9 protein-coding genes are annotated in these 24,664 nt (G+C 74.4%); 6 read left to right on the top strand and 3 right to left on the bottom strand.

What is annotated here, in order from left to right:
• On the bottom strand, window positions 1-1,220 hold a 1,220-nt coding region (gene hemA / locus NZH93_RS42375), incomplete at its 3' end, for a 5-aminolevulinate synthase (protein WP_259628983.1).
• 223 nt (window positions 1,221-1,443) lie between these two features.
• On the opposite strand from hemA, the gene NZH93_RS42370 reads away from it, so the two are divergent.
• The 5 genes from NZH93_RS42370 to NZH93_RS42350 all read left to right on the top strand — a co-directional run bounded on the left by NZH93_RS42370 (window position 1,444) and on the right by NZH93_RS42350 (window position 8,083).
• Window positions 1,444-2,988 (top strand): AMP-binding protein, encoded by a 1,545-nt coding sequence (locus NZH93_RS42370; protein WP_259628982.1) that lies wholly within the window; start codon window positions 1,444-1,446, stop codon window positions 2,986-2,988.
• Entirely contained in the window at window positions 2,985-4,523 is a 1,539-nt protein-coding gene (locus tag NZH93_RS42365) for a long-chain-fatty-acid--CoA ligase (RefSeq protein WP_259628981.1), read from the top strand. Before NZH93_RS42370 ends, NZH93_RS42365 begins: the two co-directional genes overlap by 4 nt.
• A 7-nt stretch (window positions 4,524-4,530) precedes the next feature.
• Complete coding sequence (locus tag NZH93_RS42360; protein WP_259628980.1) at window positions 4,531-5,943, top strand: AfsR/SARP family transcriptional regulator; 1,413 nt, start codon at window positions 4,531-4,533, stop codon at window positions 5,941-5,943.
• A gap of 113 nt (window positions 5,944-6,056) precedes the next feature.
• Entirely contained in the window at window positions 6,057-7,001 is a 945-nt protein-coding gene (locus NZH93_RS42355; RefSeq protein WP_259628979.1) for an ACP S-malonyltransferase, read from the top strand.
• Complete coding sequence (locus NZH93_RS42350; protein ID WP_259628978.1) at window positions 6,998-8,083, top strand: hypothetical protein; 1,086 nt, start codon at window positions 6,998-7,000, stop codon at window positions 8,081-8,083. Before NZH93_RS42355 ends, NZH93_RS42350 begins: the two co-directional genes overlap by 4 nt.
• 5 nt (window positions 8,084-8,088) lie before the next feature.
• Here NZH93_RS42350 and NZH93_RS42345 read toward each other — a convergent pair whose 3' ends face one another.
• Both NZH93_RS42345 and NZH93_RS42340 read right to left on the bottom strand, forming a co-directional pair.
• Window positions 8,089-8,946: a patatin-like phospholipase family protein gene (locus NZH93_RS42345; RefSeq protein WP_259628977.1), complete on the bottom strand. Its 858-nt coding sequence runs from the start codon at window positions 8,944-8,946 to the stop codon at window positions 8,089-8,091.
• Window positions 8,943-10,847 carry an FAD-dependent oxidoreductase gene (locus NZH93_RS42340; protein ID WP_259628976.1) on the bottom strand — a complete coding sequence of 635 codons (1,905 nt, stop codon included), beginning with the start codon at window positions 10,845-10,847 and terminating at the stop codon, window positions 8,943-8,945. Before NZH93_RS42340 ends, NZH93_RS42345 begins: the two co-directional genes overlap by 4 nt.
• Before the next feature lie 351 nt (window positions 10,848-11,198).
• Here NZH93_RS42340 and NZH93_RS42335 point away from each other — a divergent pair, with 351 nt between their 5' ends.
• Window positions 11,199-24,653, top strand: coding sequence for a type I polyketide synthase (locus tag NZH93_RS42335; RefSeq protein WP_259628975.1), 13,455 nt, complete (start codon window positions 11,199-11,201; stop codon window positions 24,651-24,653).
• Window positions 24,654-24,664: the final 11 nt, after the last annotated feature.

Below are 24,664 nucleotides of genomic sequence, written 5' to 3'. Positions count from 1 at the left end.
GCGGCGTCCCTGCCCTCGTGGAGGCCGAGTTCGCGCCAGATCTCGCCGAGCGCGCGGGCGAAGGCCTCCACCTCCTGTTCGGTGTGGACGGCGCTCGGCGCGACCCGCAGGATCTCCTCGCCGCGCGGGACGCTGGGCGCGTTGATCGCCTGCACGTACAGGCCGTGGCGGTGCAGGAGCAGGTACGAGGCGCGCTTGCACAGCGCGTCGTCGTTGACCTGCACGGAGACGATGTGCGACGCGCTGGAGAGGTACGGGATCTTCTGCTCGTCCAGCAGGGCGTGCAGCGTGGCCGCGTTCCTCGCCAGCGCGTCGCGCTCCAGCTCCGACGAGCGGAGGTGGCGCACGGCGGCCAGCGCCGCCGCGGCGACGGCGGGCGGCATCGCGGTGGTGAAGATGAACGAGCGGGCGAACATGCGGACCGCCTGGATGACCGCCGACGGGCCGGTGAGGTAGCCGCCGGTCGCGCCGAAGCCCTTGGCGAGGGTGCCCATGATGACGGTGAACCGGTCGGCGATGCCCAGCCGGGCCGCGATCCCGGCGCCCTGCGGGCCGTACATGCCGACCGCGTGCACCTCGTCCAGATAGGTCATCGCGCCGTATTCGTCGGCCAGGTCCGCGATTTCCGCGAGCGGGGCCACATCGCCGTTCATCGAGTACACCGATTCGGCGACGATGAGTTTCGGCCGGTCCGGATCGGCTGCCGCGAGCAGTTCGGCCAGGTGGTCCACGTCATTGTGCCGGAAGATCACCTTGTCCGCTTTGCTGTGCCGGAGCCCGTCGATGATCGAGGCGTGGTTCAGCGCGTCGGAGAACACGACGCAGTTCGGCATCCGGCCCGCGATGACCGAAAGGGAACCGTCGTTCGCGGAATAGCCGGTGGAGAACAGGAGGGCGTCCTGCTTCTCGTGCAGTCCGGCCAGTTCCGCTTCCAGCAGCACGTGGTAGTGGTTCGTGCCGCCGATGTTGCGGGAACCGCCGGAGCCCGCGCCGTGCTCGGCGATGGCGTTCGTCGCGGCCTCGAGCACTGCGGGGTGCTGGCCCATGCCCAGGTAGTCGTTGCTGCACCAGACGCTGATGGGCGTCAGGTCGCCGCCGTCGTCGACCCGTGCGGTGGCCGTCGGGAAGCGGCCCGCGATCCGGCCGATTTCCAGGAAATCCCGCTTGCCACCTTCGACGCCCTCGGTGAGCTGCGAAAAAATGTCCAGATAGCGCTTCATCGCGTCGATTCGCTCCGCTCCGCGGTTGATCACGGGTCTAGAACACTGCCCTTGCCGGTGAAGGTAGCCGACGAAGTGCCGTGCGCAACGGCCCGCGTTCCACCCGTCGGTAATCGGAATGGCCGTCCGGTGGAACGATATCGCGACGCTACGCGCACCATGTCATCATGCGGCGGCTGAAGGTGATCCGAATTGTGCGGAAAGCGAACTGGAGTTGACGAAGGTGACGAAACCGCCGACCGGTCATTACGTCTCCACCATTCTGGAGGTGCTGGGCCGTGAGCCGGAGCGCACCGCCGTGCGATTTTCCGGCGGGTCGCTGACCGCGGCGGAGTTCACCCGCTCGGTCCTCGCCGCCGCGGACGCCGTCGCAGGCACCGCGACCGACGGCGTGCGGCCGGTCGTCGCCATCCTGACCGAGATCAACACGCCCGCGACGCTCATCCTGCGGTACGCGGCGAACCTGGCGGGCGCCATGGTGGTGCACCTGCACTCCACCAACGCCGTCGACCCGACCGACCAGCTCGCCGAACGGCACCGGCGCACGATCCTGGGCGCCACCGGCACCACGGTGCTCGCCGTGGACGCCGCGAACCTCCCGCTGGCCCGCCGCCTGCTGGAGGGCCTGGACCGGCCGCCGCTGCTGGCCGCGCCCGAGCCGCTGGCCGACGACGTGCTCGACCTGTCCGCCGGTGATCCGGGTGCCGTCGACCTCACCGCCGTCGCGGAGCTGCCCGACGAGCCCGCCGTGGTCCTCTACACCAGCGGGAGCACGGGCGCCCCCAAGGGGATCGCGGTCCCGTTCCACCTGCGGCGCCGCTACATCGAGGCCGCGCTCACGTCCGGGGAGACCATCGTCTACCTCGCGACGCTGCCGGTCAGCCACTCGACCGGCGGCATGGCCGACAACACCCTCGCCTCCGGCGGCACCATCGTGTTCCACAGCGGCTTCGACGCGGGCCGGTTCCTGGACACCGTGGAGAGCGACGGGATCTCCCTCGCCGTCCTGTCGCCGTCGCAGCTCTACCAGTTGCTGGACCACCCCCGCGTGCACACGGCCGACCTGTCCTCGCTCAAGGGCGTCATGTACGTGGGCAGCCCCGCGTCGCCGTCGCGGCTCGCGGAGGCCGTCAAGATCCTCGGTGAGCGGCTGGTGCAGTTCTACGGCACCACCGAGACCGGCGGGATCACGATGCTCGGCCCGGCCGAGCACTTCGACCCGGAGCTGCGCCGGACCGTCGGTCGCCCGATGATGGCGGAGGTGGCCATCCACGAGCCGGACACCGACCGGGTGCTGCCGACGGGCGAGACGGGCGAGATCTGCGTGCGGTCGCCGTTGACGATGCTCGGCTACTGGGGCGAGCCCGAACTCACCGCCCGCACGATCCGCGACGGCTGGCTGCACACCGGCGACCTCGGTTCGCTGGACGACAAGGGCTACCTCCGCATCCACGGCAGGCTGGCCGAGGTGATCAAGGCGCACGGCATCAAGATCCGGCCGAGCACGGTCGAGCAGGCGCTGCTCTCCCATCCCGCCGTGGCCCAGGCGGCGGTCTACTGCGTGGTGGACGCCGACCGGCGCGAGTTCGTCCACGCCGTCGTGGTGCCGAGGGACGACGTCACCGCCGACGCGCTGTCCGAGCACGTCGCCACCGAGCTGTCCGAGAAGCACGCGCCCGACGTGATCCGGTTCCGCGACCGGCTGCCGCTCGACGGCGCGGGCAAGCCCGACAAGGTCTTCCTGGCGGCCGAGGACAAGGTCCTGTGACGCTGTCCGCCGCCGCGATCCTCGCCGAGACGGCCCGGCGGCGCCCGGACCACCCGGCCGTCGTCTTCGAGGGCGAGCGCACCGGCTACCGGGAGTTGTGGGACGACGCCCGCCGCTACGCCGCGGTGCTGCTCGACCGCGGGTTCCGGGCGGGGGACCGGATCGCGTTGCTGCTGCCCAACACCCCGCACTTCCCCAAGGTGTACTTCGCGGTACTGGCCATCGGGGCCGTCGCCGTCCCGGTGCACGGCCTGCTGCGGTCCGGCGAGATCGAGCACGTGCTGCGCGACTCCGCCGCGGCCGGGCTCGTCTGCGGCGCCGGGATGCTGCCCGAGGGGGACGTCGCCGCCAAGGCGACGGGCGTGCCGGTGCTGACGGTCCTGGCGGACGCGGAGTCCGCGCACCCGCGGCTCGACGTGCTCGCCGCGGCGGCCGAACCCGCCGACGTGCCGGTGCCGCGCGCGCCGGACGACCTGGCCGTCGTGCTCTACACGTCCGGCACCACCGGGCACCCCAAGGGCGCGATGATCACCCACCTGAACCTGGTGTCGAACGTGGCCACGACCGCGGTCGCGCCGTTCGGGTTCGGCCCCTCCGACGTCCTGCTCGGCTGCCTGCCCCTGTTCCACACCTTCGGCCAGATCTGCGGGATGGCGACCTGCTTCCTGGCGGGCGGCACCCTGGTGCTGATGTCCCGCTTCGACGGCCGCTCGGCGCTGGACCTGATGGTGACCGAGGGCTGCACGGTGTTCATGGGCGTCCCCACGATGTACCTCGACCTGCTCGACGTCGCCGCGGCCGACCCGCGCCGCCCCCGCCTGGACCGCGCCTTCTCCGGCGGGTCGGCGCTGCCCGTCGCGGTGCTGGAGCGGTTCGAGGAGGTGTTCGGCTGCCCGATCTACGAGGGCTACGGCCTCACCGAGACGTCCCCGGTCGTCGCCTACAACCAGGTGCACTGGCCGCGGCGGCCCGGCACGGTGGGCAAGCCGATCTGGGGCGTGGAGGTGGAGATCGCGCGCGCGGACCTGGCCGACCGGATCGAACTCCTGCCGTCGGGTGAGGTCGGGGAGATCGTGATCCGGGGCCACAACGTCATGGCCGGGTACCTGGGCCGCCCGGAGGCCACCGCCGAGGCGATCGTGGACGGCTGGTTCCGCTCGGGCGACTTGGGCGCCAAGGACGCCGACGGCTACCTGTCCATCGTGGACCGCAAGAAGGACATGGTGATCCGCGGCGGGCACAACGTGTACCCCCGCGAGGTGGAGGACCTGCTGGCGCGCCACCCGGACATCGCGCAGGTGTCCGTGATCGGGGTGCCCGACGACCGGTACGGCGAGGAGATCTGCGCGGTCGTGCGCACCCGTCCGGGCGTGGCCGCCGACCAGGCGTGCGCGGCGGGCATCGTGGAGTGGGCCAAGGCCAGGATCGCCCCGTACAAGTACCCGCGGCTGGTGCGGTTCACCCTGGAGTTCCCCTTGGGACCGAGCGGGAAGGTCCTCAAACGGGACCTGGTCGCCCGGTACGCGGGCCGCTAGGACACCGGTGCATCAGCCGGTCGTCCGGTTCCGCGTCCTCGGGCCGCTGGAGGTGACGGTCGACGGGCGGCCGCTGCCGGTCCGCGGGGTCGTCCAGCGGTCCGCGCTGGGGTTCCTGCTGCTCAACGCGGACCAGGTGGTCGCCACGAGCGACCTGGTCCGCGCGCTGTGGGCCCGTGGGGCGCCGCCCACCGCCCGCAAGATGCTGCAGAACGCGGTCTCCGCGCTGCGCGGCACGCTCACCAGGAACGGGGTCGCCGCCGACGTCGCCGCCCTGCTCAGCCACCCGTCCGGCTACCGGTTCCGGGTCGCCCCCGCCGTCGTGGACCTGGCGGGGTTCCACCGCCTCGTCGCTCAGGGCAGGGCCGACCTCGCCGAAGGCGCCTGGGAACGAGCGGCCACGGCCCTGCGCGAAGGCCTGGACCTGTGGCGCGGCTGCGCGCTGGCCGACCTCGCCGAAACGGGGGTCGCCTGGCCGGCACTGGTCGAGCTGAAGGGGTTGCGCGGCTCGGTCGTGGAAGACCGGTTCGAGGCCGACCTCGCGTGCGGCAGGCACCACGGCGTCGCCGCCGAACTGGAGGCGGCCGTGGACCTGTGGCCCGACCGGGAGCGGCTGTCCGGTCAGCTCATGCTCGCGCTGTACCGGTGCGGACGGCAGGTCGAGGCGCTCGCGGTGTACCGGCGGTTGCGGACCCGGCTGGGGGAGCGGCTCGGCCTCGAACCGGGACGCGACCTGCGGCTGCTGGAACGCGCGATCCTCACCCACGACCCCTGGCTGGACGAGCCCGCCGCACTCGCCCGGATCGCCGGGCAGGGACCACCGGCGGCCGCGGCCCGGCCGAGGCCCGCCGCGACCGGGCGGAGCCCTGAACTCGACGTGCTGCGGGGACTGGCGGCGCTCACCCGGTCACGGCGGCGACCGCACCTCGTCACCGTCCTCGGCCCGGCGGACGGCTTGGTCGCCGAATTGGTGGCGACGGCGCACGAGGACCGCGCGTTCCGCTGCCTCGTCGCCCGAACACCGGCGGACGTGGTCCGGTCCTGCTGCGGCGCGGAGGACCTCGACCCGGCCGCCGCTCGGCAACGGCTCGGGGTGCTGGTCCACGGGCTCGCCGGACCGCGGGCGGCGGCGGACCTGGTGCCGTGCCTGGAGAACGTGCTGCGCGGCTCGGTCGTGGAGCTGCTCGCCGTCGGCAGGCTCCTGGAACTCGTCGCGGCCCACTGCCCCCTGGTCGTGGTCCTCGAGAACGCCGACCTCGGTCCGCTGCGCGACCTGGTCGGCCTGATCGGGTCCGGGCCGCTGCTCCTCGTCGCCACGGCGGGTCCCGGCCTTGACCTCGACGGCTGGGGGAGCGGCTTTCCGGGGACGACCGTGCTCACCCTCGCCGACCCGGCCGGGACCTCCGCCGAGCGGGCGTGACGCGCGATACCCCGCCGCTATGCGCGCTGCGCAGACTTCGCCCAGCGGTCGGCTCCCGGTCGCTGCGAGCCTTCGCGGATGGGCGCGCCGCGCCCCTGTTCTGGAGTGATGCGATGACGCTGGGATACCTGCTGGGTGGCGGAGTCGGAGCGGTGCCGCACGGCACCGAGCTCTACGACGCGTTCCCCGGCGTGCGCCGCACGTACGACGAGGTCGCGGACCTGACCGGGATCGCGGTGGAGCGGATGCTCGCCGGGGAACTCCCCGACGAGCTGCGCGAACGCCGGACCGTCGGCATGGTGCGCGAAGCCGCGATGGCGCTGGCCGTGCACGACCAGCTCGTGGTGGCGGGAGTCCGACCGGGCGCCATCGGCGGGCTGAGCCTCGGCGCGATGACCGCGTCGTGCCTGGCCGGGGCCGTGGACCGCCCGGCGTTCCTGGACGTGCTGGTGCGGTCCGGGGCGCACGAGGAACCGTCCGGCGGTCCCGAGGAGGGCCTGGCCATCGCCGCCCTGCCCGGCTCGGAGGACGTCGACGAGCTGACCGCGGGCGACGGGGTGTTCCGGGCCGGGTACTTCGGCCGCACGGCCGACGGTGCGCAGGGCATCTACCTGCTGGCCGGGCACCTGGCCGCGCTGCACCTGCTGGCGGGCGAACGGCCCGCCGGGCAGGTGACCGTGCTGCCGGGGCGCGCCGTGGCCGTGCACACGCCGCTGCGCGACCACCTGCGCGACGCGCTGGCCCCGCACATCGCGGGCATGGCCTTCGCCGCGCCTCGGGTGCCGCTGTACTCGTGCTTCGACGACAAGCGGCTGGCCACCGCCGAGGACGTGCGGGACGTGTTCCTGCGCAACCCCGTCGACCCGATCGACCTGACGCAGGTGACGCGGGCGATGCACGCGGACGGCGTGGAACTGGGCGTGGTGATCGGCGGGTCGATCCCCGAGGGCCTGCTGTCGTTCCCCTTCCCGGTGGTGCACGTCCAGCGCCCGGAGGACGTCGAGAAGCTGTTGCTGACCAGCTACGAACTGGGAGTCGAGCCGGGCACCGCGCCATGACCGCGCCGGACCTGACGGCGGACGACTGCGACCGGCTGGTCGACCGCTGGCTGGGCACCGACCTGGACGCGTGGACCCGCGAGGTCGTGCGACGGCACTTCGACCCGGTCCTCGGCAGCCCGTACTGGCTGCGGACCGCGGCGGACCTGCCGTTCGACCCGCGTGACATCACGCGGTACGACCAGCTCGCCGACCTGGGACCGACGGACCTGGACCTGTTGCGCCACACCGATCCCGCCGAGTTCGTGCCGCTGGCCGTCCCGCGCCCGCTCGCCGGGCGGGTGTGGGACTCCGGCGGCACCACGGGGTCGCCGTGCCGCGTGTTCTACACGCCCGAGATGATCGTGCACCGCGGCGTGTGGCGGCGGTGGTCGTTCGTCACCGAGGGGTTCGAACCGGGCCGCCGCTGGTTGCAGGCCACGCCGACCGGGCCGCACCTGATCGGCAACGGCACGTGGGAGACGTCCGGGCTGCACGGCGGGATGACGTACGCGATCGACATGGACCCGCGGTGGGTGAAGCGGCTGATCAGCGCTGGCAGGCTGACCGAGGCCACCGACTACACCAACCACCTGCTGGACCAGATCCTGGACGTGCTCCGGGGCGACCGCGTCGACTACGTGAACACCACCCCGGCGCTGCTGAAGGCGTTGCTGCGCCGGGACCCGGCGGCGGTGGCGCGGTTGAGGGGCGTCCGGTTGAGCGGCACGCAGCTCAGCTCGCGGATGTACCGCGAGTTCGTGGCCGCGCTGGACGGCGGGATCTGCGGGTTGAGCTACGGCAACACGTTCGGCAACGCGGCCGGGCTGCCGGTCGAGCAGGGCGGCGACCTCATGCCCTACACGCCGAACTACCCGCACGTGACGATGGCCGTGGTCGACCGGACCGACGGGCGGACGGTCGTGCCGCCGGGCGTGGTCGGGCGGGTTCGGCTGACGGTGCTGCACCGGGACCTGTTCCTGCCCAACGTGCTGGAACGGGACGAGGCGATCCACCACCGGCCCGCGTCCGGGTTGGCGGACGGCGTGGCGAACGTGCGTCCGCTGGCCGCGGTGCGCACCGGCGTGGAAGGGCTGTACTGAAGCGCTCACCCGGCGGACCTGGAGGCGTCGAACGCCCCGAGACCCGCGAAGTAGTCCCGAGCGGCGGCCCGCGCGGTCACGATCATGGTCTCGACGGTGCTGAAGTCGAACCCCTTGACGTGCTCCGCGGCCTGCCCCGGAGGGCACAGGACGGGGACGTGGCGGCGCGCGTGCGCGACGTCGCTGTCGTACTGCTGGTTGAGCGTGGCCGCGAAAGCCGCCCTGATCGAGTCGCGGACATCCCTCGGCGCGCCCCTGGACGCGATGCGGGGACGCCCGTCGAACACCACGATCGACGCGGCCCCCAGGTCGAGCGCCTGGCGCACCGGGACGTTCGCCACGTACCCGCCGTCGGCGAGGTGCCTGCGCCCCATCCGGACGAGCGGGAAGACACCGGGTATGGCGCAGGTGGCGAGGAGCGCGTCCACGAGGGCACCGTCCCGGAGCACCACGGCGGACCCGGAGTCCAGGTCGGTGGCGACGCAGGCGAACGGCACGGCCAGCTCGGCGAAGGTACGGGCCCGGACCTGCTCGGTGAACAGCCGGGCCAGGCGGTGGTTGCGGAACATGTGGTGCCCGCCGAGCAGGTTGCGCACCGTGCGCAGCCTGGAGTCGCCGATCACCGTCGACCGGTCGCAGGTGGTCCACACCCGCGTCAGCCGCTGGACCGCCGAGTCCGGGCGGTCGGCGAGCAGCACGCCGTTGAGCGCGCCCGCCGACGTCCCGACGATGAGGTCCGGCCGCAGGCCCGCCTCCTCCGCCGCGGCCAGCATGCCGACCTGCGCCGCGGTCGACGCCGCCCCGCCGCCGAAGACGAACGCGGTCGGTCGCGGCAGCTCCGACCCCGTCCGGCCGCCGGTCACGCGGCCACCTCGTGCCGGTGCGCGGTGACGTGTTCCCCCGCGCCGTGCTCCAGCACGCGCAGCGCGTCCCGGACGAGGTTCGTCAGGTCCTGACCGGAACGGCCGTCGGGCGCGATCGGCCTGCCGACGGTGATCACGACCCGTGGATGGTCCCGGCGCACCAGCGGCCACGGCCGGGATCGGCCCCACACCAGGTGCGTGCCGCGCGCCGCGATCGGGACGATCGGGACACCGGTCGCGAGGGCGATCATCGCCGCCCCGCGCCCGTGTTCGGCGGTGATCCCGTCCTCCGGTGCGGTGATCTTCCCCTCCGGCATGATCGCCACCGAGTCACCCGCGCGGATCGCCGCCACACCCGCGGTGATCGTGGCGTCGGACCCGCGCAGCGCGGGCAGCGCGCCGATCGCCCGCAGGACCCTGCCGAACGGGCCCTTGTCGAAGTACTTGCGGGCCACGACCAGGCGGGGGGACACCCCGAGGTGCCGGAACGCCAGAACACCGGCGGGAACGTCGAAGAGCGACCGGTGGTTGGCGACGTAGACGGCAGGCCCCTCGACCGGGACGTGGTCGGCGTCGTCGAAGACGACCTCCGACGCCAGCGACGTCACCGCGGCGGCGGCACGGGTCGCGGCGGACCACAGCACCCGGTCCAACCGGGGACGGGCGGGCGCGTTGGGGTGGGGTCGGGACGCTCCGGGCCGTGGGTGGCCCGCGGCAGACGGCAGACCGAGGGACGAGCGGCGCCGGATCGCCGGGTGGTCCGCGGCCAGGCGGCCGACCACCTCGAACGCCGACCGGCAGGCGCCCTCCCCGGAGTCCAGCGGGTAGCTGTTGCTGGTGCCGCTGCCCGCGAAGTACAGCCGCCCGCGCAGCGGCTCCTCCAGGCGGACCGGGTCGACGTACTCGCCGACGAAGACGGCTTCGGACGGTGCCAGGTTCGACCGGGTGCGGACCCGGACCGGGTTGTGGGCCAGACCGAGCTGGCCGCGCACCTGGTCGAGGACGAAGGCGTCCTCCGTCGACCGGGGGAACGCCGCCAGCGTGACGCACCGGCGCTCGGCGGGCTGGAGCACGGTGGTGATGCCCGCCCCCGCGTAGACGCGAACGCCCTCGGCGGACAGGATTTCTTCCCTGGGGTCCAGGTCGATGGTGAAAGCCTTGCAATGGGTGTGCGTGCGGCAATCCAGGGGCCGAGGAATTCCGGACTGGTCGAGCAACCGGTAGGCGTCGTGGACGAATCCGCTGAACACGACGGCGTCGAACGACTCCTGCCCGGCGGCCGTGACAACGCGAACGCCGTCACCTTCCGGCGCGACGAGTTCGACTCTGCTGTTGTTCTCGAACTCCACTCCCCGTGCGCGGAGGAAGTCGATCCACGGCCGGGTCAGGTACTCGTCGGTCGCGCCGGGAAAGGCGAAGGTCACCCGTTCCCGGCGGGACCCGGCCACGGCCCGGAACAACGACGCCGCCGACCAGTTCCACACCGAACCGAGGACGTTCGCCGACCGCGCGCTGCGCCGGGCGACCAGCAGGGCCTGCCGGTTCGACCGGGCGATCCGGAGCTTGTCCCTCGTGGTCAGGCCGGGGGTCTTGGCCAGGAACGCGTAGATGTGGTCGATCTCCACCCAGGTCCCGTCGCTGCGACCGGCGAATCTTCGGCACCGGCGGAGGGAGTCCACCACCGTGCCGCCCACCCCCGGTATCTCGCGGAAGAGCGCGAGCAGGTGGTGGTAGTCGGAGAGGAATAGCCGGGTGCAGTGCTCGCCGCCCTCGGTGACGTTGGCGCGACCGCCGTACTGCTCCTCGGCCTCCAGCACGGTCACCCGGACATCGGACCGGTCGGTCAGGTAATGCGCGGTGGCCAGTCCGGAAATGCCTGATCCGATAACGCAAACCCTCATCTGGAGTTCCTTTCGAGTGGGACGGCGGAGGAAGGTGATTTAGCCGTACTGCTCACGTCGACTCCGCCTCGACGCGTGTTACACCATTTGTCTCAGACGTCAGGTTCCCTTAATGGGGGAGATTTCGTCGCCATTTCCTCGTCAAATGTCGGACAGGTCGTGGACAGGGGGAAACGAATTCATTCGACGGGCGATCGAGCGAGGGCCGCGAGCCGTTTCCGGCCGGTGCTATGCGGGCGCTATCCGCGCGCGGCGGCAGGCCGGTGCAATGGCGGGTGAGCCGACCGCGCGCCCGTTGTCGGCGGGCCCCGGCGGGCAGGGACGAGCGCCGAACGTTGGGGAAGGACGCGGATGGAGATGTCGCTGGGCGGGGACGGCGGCTCGGTGCCCTGGTCGTCGGAACGACGGGAGGCCGCTCGGCGGTCGGGCGCGGCCGAGCCGGTGTTCGTGTTCTCCGGCATCGGGTCCCAGTGGGCCGGTATGGCCAGTGAGCTGGTGGTCGCGTCGCCGGTGTTCCGGGCGCGGATGGACGAGTGCGCGCAGGCGCTGGAGGCGTTCGTCGACTGGCCGGTGGCGGAGGTGGTGGCCGACCCGTCGACCCGCGGGATGCTCGACCGGGTCGACGTGGTGCAGGCGCTGTTGTTCGCGGTGCAGGTGTCGTTGGCCGAGGTGTGGCTGTCGTCGGGCGTGCGGCCGGTGGCCGTGGTGGGGCAGAGCCTCGGCGAGGTGGCCGCCGCGGTCGTGGCCGGTGCGCTGAGCCTGGACGACGGGGCGCGGGTGGCCGCGTTGCGGGGGATCGCGCAGGTGCCCCTCGCCGGTCTTGGTGACGTGGTCTCGGTGCGGGCGTCGCTGGACGTGGTGCGCGAGTGGGTGGCCCGCTGGGACGGCGAATTGGTGGTCGCCGGGGTCAACAGCCCGACCTCGGTCCTGGTGTCCGGGGGTACCGGGGCGGCGGCGGAGCTGGTGGCGGCGATGACCGCCGCCGGGCTGTCGGCGCGGCGATCCGCCGTGGACCTCGCCACGCACTCGCCGCAGTTCGACGCGATCGTGCCGCGGATGCGGGCTGACCTGGCGCCGGTGCGGTCCCGGCCGCCGGTGCTGCCGTACTACTCGTCGTTGACCGGTGGGGCGCTCGGCGGGGTGCCGATGGACGCCGACTACTGGTGCCGCAACCTGCGCGACCCGCTCCGGTTCGACGAAGCGGTCCGGTCCCTGCTCCGTGGTGGCGACCGGTACGCGCTGGTGGAGGTCAGCCCGCACCCGCTGCTCACCGGCGCGATGCTGGAGGTGGCGGAGGAAACGGGTAACGCCAGTTCGGTGTGCGCCACGCTCCGGCGAGGGCACGGCGGTCCGCGGGCCGTGGCCGCGGCGCTGCGCGAACTGCACGAGGCGGGTGGCGTGGGCCTGCCCGCGGTGGGCGTTCCCGACGCCGCCGAGGCGCTGGACGTGGTGTGCTCGGTGACGGCGTCGGTCCTCGGAGGTGACCCGCTGGCCGCGGCGGACCGGCGGCGGTCGTTCGTGGAACTGGGGCTGGATTCCGCCGCGGCGCTGGAGGTGCGGGCGAAGCTCGTCCGGGCGACGGGGGTGCCGCTGCCCGCCGCGGTGGTGTTCGACCACCCGACCCCGGAGAAGCTGGCCGAGTACCTGACCGGGTTCGACCCCGAGGGCGCGGCCGTGGACGTGGCGCGGCCCGTGCGGGTGGATGACGACCCGATCGCCGTCGTGGGCATGGGGTGCAGGCTGCCCGGCGGGGTGAACGGCACCGACGACCTGTGGCGGGTGCTGGTCGACGGTGTGGACGCCGTCGGGCCGTTCCCGGTGGACCGGGGCTGGGACACCGCGGGCTACGACCCGCGACCCCGCACTCCCGGCCACCACTACCAGCGCGAGGCCGGGTTCCTGCACGACGCCGACCGCTTCGACGCCGGGTTCTTCGGGATCTCGCCGCGGGAGGCGCTGGCGATGGACCCGCAGCAGCGGCTGCTGCTGGAGACGTCGTGGCAGGCGCTGGAGTCGGCGGGCATCGTGCCGGAGTCGTTGGCGGGCAGTCAGACCGGGGTTTTCACCGGGCTGTACACGCTGGGGTACGGGTCGCCGCTGGACCCGGCGTCCGGGTTGCAGGGGTACGGCTTCACCGGGTCGACGGGCAGCGTCGCCTCCGGGCGGGTGGCGTACGCGCTGGGGCTGGAGGGGCCCGCCGTCACGGTGGACACGGCCTGCTCGTCGTCGCTGGTGGCGGTGCACCTGGCGGTCGCGTCCCTGCGGTCGGGTGAGTCGGACCTCGCGCTGGCCGGCGGGGCGACCGTGCTGCCGGGGCTGGCGACGTTCGTGGAGTTCTCCCAGCTCGGAGCGCTGTCGCCGGACGGGCGGTGCCGGTCGTTCGCCGAGGCGGGGGACGGGTTCGGGCTGGCCGAAGGGGTCGGCGTGGTGGTGCTGGAGCGGCTGTCCGACGCGCGCCGCAACGGTCACCCGGTCCTCGCCGTCGTCAAGGGAACCGCGATCAACCAGGACGGCGCGTCCAACGGGCTGACCGCGCCGAGCGGGCCGTCGCAGCAGCGGGTCATCCGGGCCGCGCTGGCGGACGCCGGGGTGAGCGCTGGTGACGTCGACGCGATCGAGGCCCACGGCACCGGAACGATCCTCGGTGACGCGATCGAGGCCGAGGCGCTGCTCGCGACCTACGGGCGGGGGCGTGCCGCCGACCGCCCGGCGTGGTTGGGCTCGGTGAAGTCGAACATCGGTCACACGCAGGCGGCGGCCGGGGTGGTCGGGGTGATCAGGACCGTGCTGGCCCTGCGCCACGAGGTGCTGCCCCGGACGTTGCACGCGGACGTGCCGTCCACGCGGGTGGACTGGTCGCAGGGGCACCTCGCGCTGCTCGCCGAGCCCCGTGCGTGGCCGCGGTCCGCGGACCGGCCCCGGCTGGCGGCGATCTCGTCGTTCGGGATCTCGGGCACCAACGCGCACGCGGTGCTGGCGGAGGCACCCGCGGAGGAGCCCGCCGAAACCGTTGCGCCGCTTGCGGTCCGGCCCTGGGTGCTGTCCGCCCGCACGGCGGACGCGGTGCGCGAGCAGGCGGCTCGGCTGCTGGCACGGGTGGAGGCGGACGACGGGCTCGACCCCGCCGCGGTGGGGGCGTCGCTGCTCCGCACGCGGACGCTGTTCGAGCACCGGGCCGTGGTCGTGGGCGCCGACCGCGCGGAACTGCTGGACGGCCTGCGGTCGCTCGTGGTCGAGGGCGGTGGCCGCGGCGGCAAGGTCGTGTTCGTCTTCCCAGGACAGGGTTCGCAGTGGGTCGGCATGGCCCGCGACCTGCTGGGGTGGTCACCGGTGTTCGCGCGGTCGATGGCCGACTGCGAGGCCGCGCTGGACCCGTTCGTGGACTGGTCGCTCGCGGACGTCCTCGGTGACGCCGAGGCGCTGGAGCAGGTGGACGTCGTGCAGCCCGTGCTGTGGGCCGTGATGGTGTCGCTGGCGGAGCTGTGGCGTTCGGCGGGCGTCGAGCCGGACGCGGTGCTCGGTCACTCACAGGGCGAGATCGCCGCCGCCGTCGTCGCGGGGGCACTGTCCCTCCAGGACGGTGCGCGGGTGGTGTCCCTGCGCAGCAAGGCGATCCTCGCCCTCGCGGGAAGCGGCGCGATGGCGTCCGTGCCCCTGCCGCTGGACCAGGTGCGGGCGCTGCTCCCGGACGGCGTGTCGGTGGCCGCGGTGAACGGTCCGTCGTCGGTCGTGGTGTCCGGGGACGTCGCCGGGGTGGCGTCGGTGCCGGGGGCCCGGCGGATCCCGGTGGACTACGCGTCCCACTCGGAGCAGGTCGAACGGATCGAGCAGGACGTCCGCACCGCGTTGGACGGCATCGTGCCGCGCACGGCACGGGTGCCGTTCCTGTCGTCCGTCACCGCGGACTGGGCCGACGGCGCCGACCTGGACGCCGGGTACTGGTACCGCAACCTCCGCCAACCCGTGCGGTTCGCCGACGCCGTCGACGTGTTGGCGGAGAACGGTTTCGGCGCGTTCGTCGAGACGAGCGCGCACCCCGTGCTGACGCCGGGGGTGGCGGAGGCCGTGCCGGACGCGGTCGTGACCGGCACCCTGAGGCGGGACGAGGACGGGCCGCGGCAGTTCCTCACGGCGGTGGGCAGGCTGCACGTCCACGGGGTCGCGGTGGACTGGACGCCGTTCTTCGACGGCGTGACCGGGCGCGTGGACCTGCCGACCTACCCGTTCCAGGGTGACCGGCTGTGGCTGGAACCGGCTCGCCCGGCGGTGTCCGCGGCGGTGGACGACGAGTGGTGCTACCGGATCGGCTGGCGTCGGCTCACGCCCAAGGCGGTTCCCGGCGGGCGGTGGTTGGCGGTGCTGCCCGACGGGTCCGGCGAGGACGTCGTCACGGCCTTGCGGGACGCCGGGCTCGACCTCACCACCGACGGCCTGCCGGACGGCGACTTCGCGGGTGTGCTGGTGCTGGGCGAGCACGCCGACCTGTGGGCGGCGGTCGAGGTGGCGCGGTCCACGACCCGGCCGCTGTGGGTGCTGACCCGCGGCGCGGTGGCCGTCGACGGCACCGAGGACCCGTCGCCCGAGCAGGCCGCGACGATCGCGCTGGCCAAGTCGTTCGGCCTGGAGAACCCGGACCGCTGGGGCGGCGCGATCGACCTGCCCCGCGTGCTGGACGCGAGCGGCGCCGCGCTGGTGGTGGCCGCGCTCGCGTTCGGCGACGAGGACCAGCTCGCGGTCCGCCGGAGCGGTCTGCACGGCCGCAGGCTGTTGCCGGGGCTCCGCTCGTCGGACGGCTGGCGGCCGCGGGGCACCGTGCTGGTGACCGGTGGCACCGGCGGGCTCGGCGTGACGGTCGCCCGCTGGCTGGTGTCCGCCGGTGCCGAGCGCGTACTGCTGGTCAGCCGGAGGGGCCCGGACACCCCCGGCCTGCCCGACCTCGGACCGGCCGTCACCGCGCTGGCCTGCGACGTCGCCGACCGCGACGAGGTGGCGCGGCTGCTGGCCGAGCACCCGGTGAACGCGGTCGTGCACGCGGCGGGCGTGCGGGACGACGCCGCGCTGGACGCGCTCACCCCGGAACGGCTGGCGTCGGTGCTGCGGGCCAAGGTCACCTCCGCGACGAACCTGCACGACCTCGCGGGCGACCTGGACGCGTTCGTCGTGTTCTCGTCCGTGATGGGGGTGGTCGGCAACGCCGGGCAGGCCAACTACGCCGCCGCGAACGCCGCACTGGACGCCCTGGTGGCACGTCGCCGCGCGGCCGGGCAGCCGGGGCTGTCCATCGCCTGGGGCGTGTGGGGCGGGCCGGGTATGCTGGAGGACGACCTCGCCGCGAAGCTGGCCGCCCGCGGCCTGCCGGGGATGGACCCGGAGCGGGCCGTCGAGCTGATCGGCCGGGTCGTGGACCCGCTGACCGTGGTGGCCGACGTCGACTGGGGCCGGTACGCCGAGGCCGCCGGGCTGCGGACCGCGCTGGTCGGCGAACTCCCCGGCGTGACGGCGAAACCGGAGGCCCGCGGCTCCACTCTGGAGGTCGTCCGCACCCACCTCGCGGCCGTGCTCGGGCACCCGTCGGTGGACGCGGTGCCCGCGCGGATGGCGTTCGCCGAGCTGGGCCTGGACTCGTTGACCTTGCTGGAGCTGCGGAACCGGCTCAACGCCGCGCTGGGGCTGCGCCTGCCCACGAGCGCGCTGTTCGACCACCCGACGCCGCAGGCGCTCGCCGACCACCTCGACGCCCCCACCGACACGCCCGTCGTGGTCAAGGCCGCCGTGGCCGAGCACGAGCCGATCGCGGTGGTCGGCATGGGCTGCCGGTTCCCCGGTGACGTGCACACCCCCGACGAGTTCTGGCGGCTGCTGGTGTCCGGGCGGGACGCCATCGGGCCGTGGCCGACCGACCGCGGGTGGGACCTCGGCGCGCTCCACCACCCCGACCCCGACCACCCCGGCACGAGCTACTGCCGGGAGGGCGGGTTCCTCGCGGACGCGGCCGACTTCGACGCCGGGTTCTTCGGGATCTCGCCGCGCGAGGCGCTGACGATGGACCCCCAGCAGCGGCTGCTGCTGGAGACCACCTGGCACGCCGTGGAGGACGCCGGGATCGCGCCGACGGAGCTGCGCGGCCGTCCGGTCGGCGTGTTCGTCGGCACCAACGGCCAGGACTACCCGGTCGCGCTGGCGGCCGACGCCGACGTGCCGGAGGGCCATCGGCTCACCGGCACCCTCGCCAGCGTGCTGTCCGGGCGGATCTCCTACGTGCTCGGTCTCGAGGGGCCCGCGCTGACGGTGGACACGGCGTGCTCGGCGTCGCTGGTCGCGCTGCACCTGGCCGTGCAGGCGCTGCGGCGCGGTGACTGCGAGCAGGCCATCGCGGGCGGCGCGACGGTGATGAGCACGCCGTGGCTGTTCACCGAGTTCAGCAGGCAGCGCGGGCTCGCGCCGGACGGGCGCTGCAAGGCGTTCTCCGCCGACGCCGACGGCACGGGCTGGAGCGAGGGCGTCGGCGTGCTGGTGCTGGAACGGCTGTCCGACGCGCATGCCCGCGGCCACCGGGTGCACGCGGTGATCCGGGGCAGCGCGGTCAACCAGGACGGCGCCTCCAACGGCCTCAGCGCCCCCAACGGCGTGGCGCAGCAGCGGGTCATCGCCGCGGCGCTGGCCGACGCGGGGGTGTCGGCGGACGAGGTGGACGTCGTCGAGGCGCACGGCACCGGTACCCGGCTCGGCGACCCGATCGAGGGCAACGCGCTGCGCGCGGCCTACGGACGGCGTGAGCGGCCGTTGCTGCTGGGCGCGGTCAAGTCCGCCATCGGCCACACCCAGGCCGCGGCGGGGGTGGCCGGGGTGATCAAGACCGTGCTCGCGCTCCGGCACGCCGAGCTGCCGCCGACGCTGCACGCGGCCGAGCCGAACCCGGAGGTCGACTGGGACCCGGCCGTGCTGCGGCTCGTCACCGAGCACGAGCCGTGGCCCGCGCACGAGGGCCCGCGTCGGGCCGGGGTGTCGGCGTTCGGGGTCAGCGGCACCAACGCCCACGTGATCCTGGAGAGCGCCCCGCCCGCGCCGGCACCCCGCGCCCGGCCGGTGGGCCTGCCCACGCCGGTGCTGGTGTCGGCCGCGAGCCCGGAGGCGTTGCGCGTTCAGGTCGAGCACGCACGTCCGGACCTCGCCGACGCGCTGGCGACCCGGCGTGCGCATCTGCCGCACCGCGCCGTGATCGGCGAGCGGACGACCACCGGCGTCGCGGGTGAACCCGGCCGGATCGCGTTCCTGCTGCCCGGCCAGGGGAGCCAGCGCGTCGGGATGGGGGCCGAGCTGTACGCGGCGGAACCGGTGTTCGCCGCCGCGCTGGACGAGGTGTGCGCGCTCGCCGACCGGCACCTCGACCGGCCGCTGCGCGAGGTGCTGTTCGACGGCGGGGACGGTCTGCTCGACCGGACCCGGTACACGCAGCTCGCGCTGTTCGCCGTCGGGGTCGCGCTGGCGCGGCTGCTCGACGACCGCGGTGTGCGGCCGGACGTGCTGCTCGGCCACTCCGTGGGGGAGTTGACCGCCGCGCACCTCGCGGGCGTGCTGGACCTCGCCGACACCGTCGACCTGGTCGCGGCTCGTGGTCGGCTGATGGACGCGCTGCCGCCGGGCGGGGCGATGATCGCCGTGGAGGCGACCGAGGACGAGGTCGCGGGCGAGGGCCTGGACGTCGCCGCGGTCAACGGTCCCACCGCGGTCGTGCTGTCCGGTGACGTCGAGGCCGTCGAGCGGGTCGCGGACGCCTTCCGCGCCCGTGGGAGGCGGACGAAGCGGCTGCCGGTCAGCCACGCGTTCCACTCGGCCCGGATGGACCCCGTGCTGGCCGAGTTCCGCGAGGTCGCTGCCCGGCTGACGTACCGGGCGCCGCGAGTGGACGTGATCTCCAACCGCACCGGCGTTGCGGCGACGGCCGAGCAGTTGCGGTCGCCGGACTACTGGGCGCGGCACGTGCGCGAGACCGTCCGGTTCGCCGACGGCGTTCGCGCGCTGGACTCCGGTGTCGTGTTCGAGGTGGGGCCTGGCGGGGTGCTGTCGACGTTGGTTGACGGGGCGGTGCCGTTGCTGCGCGACGGTCGTTCCGAGGTGGACACGGTGGTCGGGGCGCTCGCCCAGGCTCACCTGCGGGGTGTGCCGGTGCGGTGGCTCGCGGGCGGTGAGCACGTCGACCTGCCGCTGTACCCGTTCCAGCGGCAGAGGTTCTGGCCAGGGGGCGGGGTCGCGGCCACGTCGGCGGTGGACCGGCTGCGGTACCGGGTCGAGTGGGTGCCCGTCACGACCGGCGCTCCGCGTCCAGGGTCGTGGCGGCTCGTCGGGGACGCGCCGGGCGCCGAGCGGATCGCCGCCGCGCTGGGCGAGGGCGACCCGGCCGGTGTCCTGGTGCTGCCGGGGTGCACCCCGGAGGCGCTGGTCGAGGTCGTCGCCGGGGCCGAGGCCCCGGTGTGGGTGCTCGCCGACCCCGACGACCCGCGGCAGGCACCGCTGTGGGGCCTGGGCCGGGTGGCGGCTCTGGAGCACCCGGACCGGTGGGGCGGGCTCGTCCACTGGACCCCGGACGCGGACGTCGCGGACCTGGTGTCGGTGCTGGGCGGGCAGTCCGGTGAGGACCAGGTGTCGATCCGCCCGGACGGTGTCCGGGCGCGGCGGGTGGTGCGCGCGGACCGGGCTCGCCCCGGCTCGCGGTGGCGACCGCGGGGCCGGGTGCTGGTCACGGGCGGCACCGGCGGGATCGGCGGCCACGTCGCCCGGTGGCTGGCCGGGAACGGCGCTGACGAGCTGGTGCTGGTGAGCAGGTCCGGTGGTGAGGCCCCGGACCTCGGTGTGCCGGCGACCGTGCTGGCGTGCGACGTCGCCGACCGCGAGCAGGTGCGGCGGCTGGTCGCGGAGGCGGGACCGTTCACGAGCGTGTTCCACGCCGCCGGGATCGCCACCGACCGGCCGTTCGCCGACTGCACACCCGAGTACCTCGCCGCGGAGACGGCGGCGAAGGTGCTCGGCACCGAGAACCTGGACGCCCTCGTCGGTGACGTGGACGCGTTCGTGCTGTTCTCGTCGGTCGCCGCGACCTGGGGCAGCGGCGGGCAGGCCGGGTACGCCGCCGCCAACGCCGCGCTGGACGCGGTGGCCGTCGACCGCAGGCGGCGCGGGCTCAAGGCCACGTCGGTCGCGTGGGGCCCGTGGGCCGGGGAGGGCATGGCCGCGGGGGAGGTGGGGGAGCGCGTCCGTCGGCTCGGTCTGACCGCGATGTCGCCCGCCGTCGCGCTGGCCGCGTTGCAGGACGCGCTGGACGCCGACGAGACCACGATCGTCGTCGCGGACGTCGACTGGTCGCGGTTCCTGCCGCCGTTCACCGCGACCCGGTCGAGCGCGCTGTTCCGCGAGCTGCCGGAGGCGAAGCCGGCCGAGTCCACCGTGGACGCGGCCGTGGAACCCCTGTCCCGCCGGGAGTTGGCCGAGCTGGCGGCGGAGGTGCTCGGCCACGGCGACACGGTCGCGCTGGACGTCGACCGGTCGTTCCGCGACCTCGGGTTCGACTCGCTGATGGCCGTGGACCTGCGCAACCGCCTGGTGGAGCGCACGGGCCGGGCGTTGCCGGTGACCGTCGTGTTCGACCACCCGTCCATCGCCGCGCTCGCCGCCGCGCTGGACGACGACCGGCCCGCCGACGAGGCACCCGCCCCGGCGGCGGGCGCGGGTGAACCGCTGGCGATCGTGTCCATGGCGTGCCGGTTCCCCTGCGGGGTCGCGAGTCCCGAGGACCTCTGGCGGTTGGTCGACGAAGGCCGTGACGCCATCGGCGACCTGCCCGGTGACCGCGGCTGGGACCTCGCGCGGCTCTACGACGCCGACCCCGACAGCGCGGGCACGTTCTACGCCCGCGGCGGCGGGTTCCTCGCCGAGGCGGGCGACTTCGACGCCGCGTTCTTCGGCATCTCGCCCCGCGAAGCACTGGCGATGGACCCGCAGCAGCGGCTGCTGCTGACCGCGAGCTGGGAAGCACTGGAACGGGCGGGCCTCGACCCGTCGGCGCTGCGCGGCAGCTCGGGCGGCGTGTTCGTGGGCGTCGCGGGCCAGGGGTACGGCAGCGGTCCGGCGGGCGACGTCGAGGGGCACCTGCTGGCCGGGACGGTCACCAGCGTGGCGTCCGGCCGGATCGCCTACACCCTCGGCACCGAGGGCCCCGCCGTCACGGTCGAGACGGCGTGCTCGTCGTCGCTGGTCGCGCTGCACCTGGCGAGCCAGTCGCTGCGCTCGGGCGAGTGCTCGTTCGCGCTCGTCGGCGGCGCGGCCGTGGTGGCGAGCCCGGACCTGTTCGTCGAGTTCAGCAGGCAGCGCGGGCTGTCCGCCGACGGCCGCTGCCGCTCGTTCGGCGCGGACGCCGACGGCACCGGCTGGTCCGAGGGCGTCGGTGTCCTGGTCGTGGAACGGCTGTCCGACGCCCGGCGCCTCGGGCACCCGGTGCTGGCGCTCGTGCGCGGCAGCGCGGTGAACCAGGACGGCGCGTCCAACGGCCTCACCGCGCCGAGCGGGCCCGCGCAGCAGCGGGTGATCCGGCGGGCGCTGGCCAACGCGGGCCTGGAACCGGCCGATGTGGACCTGGTGGAGGCGCACGGCACCGGGACGACCCTCGGCGACCCGATCGAGGCGCAGGCGCTGCTGGCCACCTACGGGCAGGACCGCGACCGGCCGTTCGGGCTGGGATCGGTGAAGTCCAACATCGGCCACACCCAGGCCGCCGCCGGGATCGCCGGGATCATCAAGGTCGTCATGGCCATGCGGCACGGCGTCCAGCCCCGCACCCTGCACGTGGGTGAACCGTCCGCGCAGGTGGACTGGGCGGCGGGCAAAGCGTTGCTGCTGGCCGAACCTCGGCCGTGGGACGGACCGCGTCGGGCGGGTGTGTCCGCGTTCGGCATGAGCGGCACGAACGCGCACGTGATCCTGGAACACGTCCCCGAGGAACACGGACCTGCGTCGACGGAGGAAGACCTGCCGCTGCTGCTGTCCGCGCGGACGGCTCGCGCGGTGGGCGACCAGGCCGTGCGGTTGAGCGAGTTCTTGCGGGACAACGGTTCCACGGCCCCAGCGGACCTGGCGCGGACACTCGCGGCGAGGCCGCGGTTCGAGCACCGGGCCGTCGTCGTCGGGGACCACCTCGCCGGGCTCGCGTCGCCGGACACCGCGCCGAACGTGGTGCGGGGCCGGGCGACCGGTGGCGGTGTGGTGTTCGTCTTCCCCGGCCAGGGCACGCAGTGGACCGGGATGGCCCTGGGACTGGCGGCCGAGGAGCCGGTGTTCGCGGCGCGGCTGGACGAGTGCGCACGGGCGTTGGCGCCGCACGTGGACTGGTCGCTGCGGGACGTGCTGGGTGACGGGGAAGCGCTGGAGCGGGTGGACGTCGTGCAGCCCGCGCTGTTCGCGGTCATGGTGTCGCTGGCGGCGGTGTGGCGCTCGCACGGCGTCGAGCCCGCCGCCGTGGTCGGCCACTCGCAGGGCGAGATCGCCGCCGCCGTGGTGGCCGGCGCACTGTCCCTTGAGGACGGTGCTCGGGTGGTCGCCCTGCGCAGCAAGGCGATCCTGGCGATCTCGGGGCACGGTGGCATGGTCGCGGTCGCCGCGGGCGAGGCCGTGGTGCGGGAGCGGCTGGCCGGGCGGGTCGAGATCTCGGCGGTGAACGGGCCGGACGCCGTCGTGGTGGCGGGGGAGCCGGACGCCTTGGCGGAACTCCTCGCCCGCTGCGTCCGCGACGGCCTGCGGGCCCGGTCCATCCCGGTCGACTACGCCGCCCACTCGGCCCAGGTCGAACCGCTGCGCGCGGAACTGCTCACCGCCTTGGCCGGGATCACCCCGCGACCCGCAGACGTGCCGCTGCTGTCCAGCGTGCTCGGCGAGTTCGTGGACGGCGAGGCGCTCGACGCCGAGTACTGGTACCGCAACCTGCGGGAACCGGTCGCCTTCAGCGCGGCCACCGACCAGCTCGTGAACCGCGGCCACACGGTGTTCGTCGAGGTCGGCCCCCACCCGGTGCTGGTCGCCGCGATCGAGGGCACTGCGGCGGACCGGCCCGTCGCCGTGCTCGGCACGCTGCGCCGCGACGCCGGGGACCGCCGCAGGCTGCGCACCGCGCTGGCCGAGGCGTGGGTCGCGGGCGCCGACGTGGACTGGAGCCGGATCACCGGCGCCGGACGGCTCGTCGCGCTGCCGCCGTACCCGTTCCAGAACGAGCGGTACTGGCTGCCCACACCGGGCCGGTCGGGCGCCGCGCCCGCCCGGCAGCTCACCTACCGCACGGAGTGGCGCAGGCTGCCGGACCCCGAGCCGCGCCCCCTCGACGGCTGGGTGGTCGTCACCCCTGTCGGCGGCCACCCAGCCGCCGCCCTCCCCGGCGTCCGGGTCGTCACCGACCCCGAGGACGTCGGGATGGCCATCGGCGTCGTCTCGGCGCTCCCGGCGGGGGCGACCCTCGACCTGGTGCGCCGACTGGACCCGGTGATCCCGCTGTGGCTGGTCACCACCGACGCCGAGCACGACCCCGACCAGGCGCGCGTCCGGGCTCTCGGACAGGTGCTGGGGCTCGAGCAGCCGGACCGGTGGGGTGGTCTGGTCGACCTGCCCGCCGAGGTCGACGACGCGGTGATCACCCGGCTGGCGGGTGTGCTCGGCGGCGACGAGGACCAGCTCCGCGTGCGGGCCGACGGGGTTCGCGTCCGCAGGCTGGTCCCGTTCGGCTCACCCCCGCGCGGCGACCGGCCGCGGCGACCCGCTCGGGTCTTGGTGCGGGGAGCGGACGCGGACCTGGCCGCCGGGCTGACGGCGTGGCTCGACCGGAACGGCGTCGACGAGGTGGCCGAGGACCCGGACACGATCATCCAGGTCCTCGCGCCGGAACCGCCCGCGGGCGTGCTGCCGGACGTGGACCTCGAGGCCCTGCACGACCTGCCGACCGCCGCCACCGTCGTCCTGCTGCACCCGCTCAGCGGGCTGTGGGGCGCGGCGCGGCAGGGCGCGGCCGGTGCCCGGTGCGCCGGGACGGCCGCCCTCCTGCGGGCGGCGGGCCGACGGGTCGTCGCGGTGGCCGTCGGAGGCTGGGAGCCGCGGCAGCGCCCGGTCGACGTGGACGAGGTGATGACCGCCGTCCGGCAGGCGGTGGACCACGACGTTCCCGAGATCGCGGTGCTCGACGCCGACTGGCCGTCGATCGTGTCCGCCGTGTCGTCCCCGCGCCAGCTCAACCTGCTGGCGGAACTGCCTGAGGCCCGCGCAGAGCGGCGACGGGACACCGGTGGCCTCGCCGACCGACTGGCCGGGCTCCCCGGCGACGAGCAGCTCCGGGTGCTGCTGGGCCTGGTCACCGACCAGGCCGCCGCCACCCTCGGCTACGCCGGGTCCGGCGAGGTCCGGCCCGACGCGCCGTTCTCCTCCGCCGGGTTCGACTCGCTGCTGGCCGTGCAGTTCCGCAACCGCCTCGTGACGGCGACCGGGCTGGCCATCGCCGCGACCGTCGTGTTCGACGAGCCCACCCCGTCCGCGCTGGCCCGGCACCTGCACGAGCGGCTGTGCGCGCCGCCGGACCCGGTGGCGCTCGCGCTGGCCGAACTGGACCGGCTCAACGGCGTCCTGGACGGGCTGCCCGCCGACGAGAAGGTCGGGGCGCGGCTGCGCGCACTGGTGCGGCGCTGGGACGAGCGCGGCGCGCCGACGCGTGCCGGCGAACTGGAGACGGCCAGCGCCGACGAGCTGTTCGCACTGCTCGACACCGACTTCAGCACGGGCTGACGAGAACGGAG

The sequence above is a fragment of the Umezawaea endophytica genome, assembly GCF_025061645.1.
In the GTDB taxonomy this organism is placed as follows: domain Bacteria; phylum Actinomycetota; class Actinomycetes; order Mycobacteriales; family Pseudonocardiaceae; genus Umezawaea; species Umezawaea endophytica.
The sequence above is the reverse complement of the archived record's forward strand: the minus strand, read 5'-3'. Positions and strand labels throughout refer to the sequence as shown.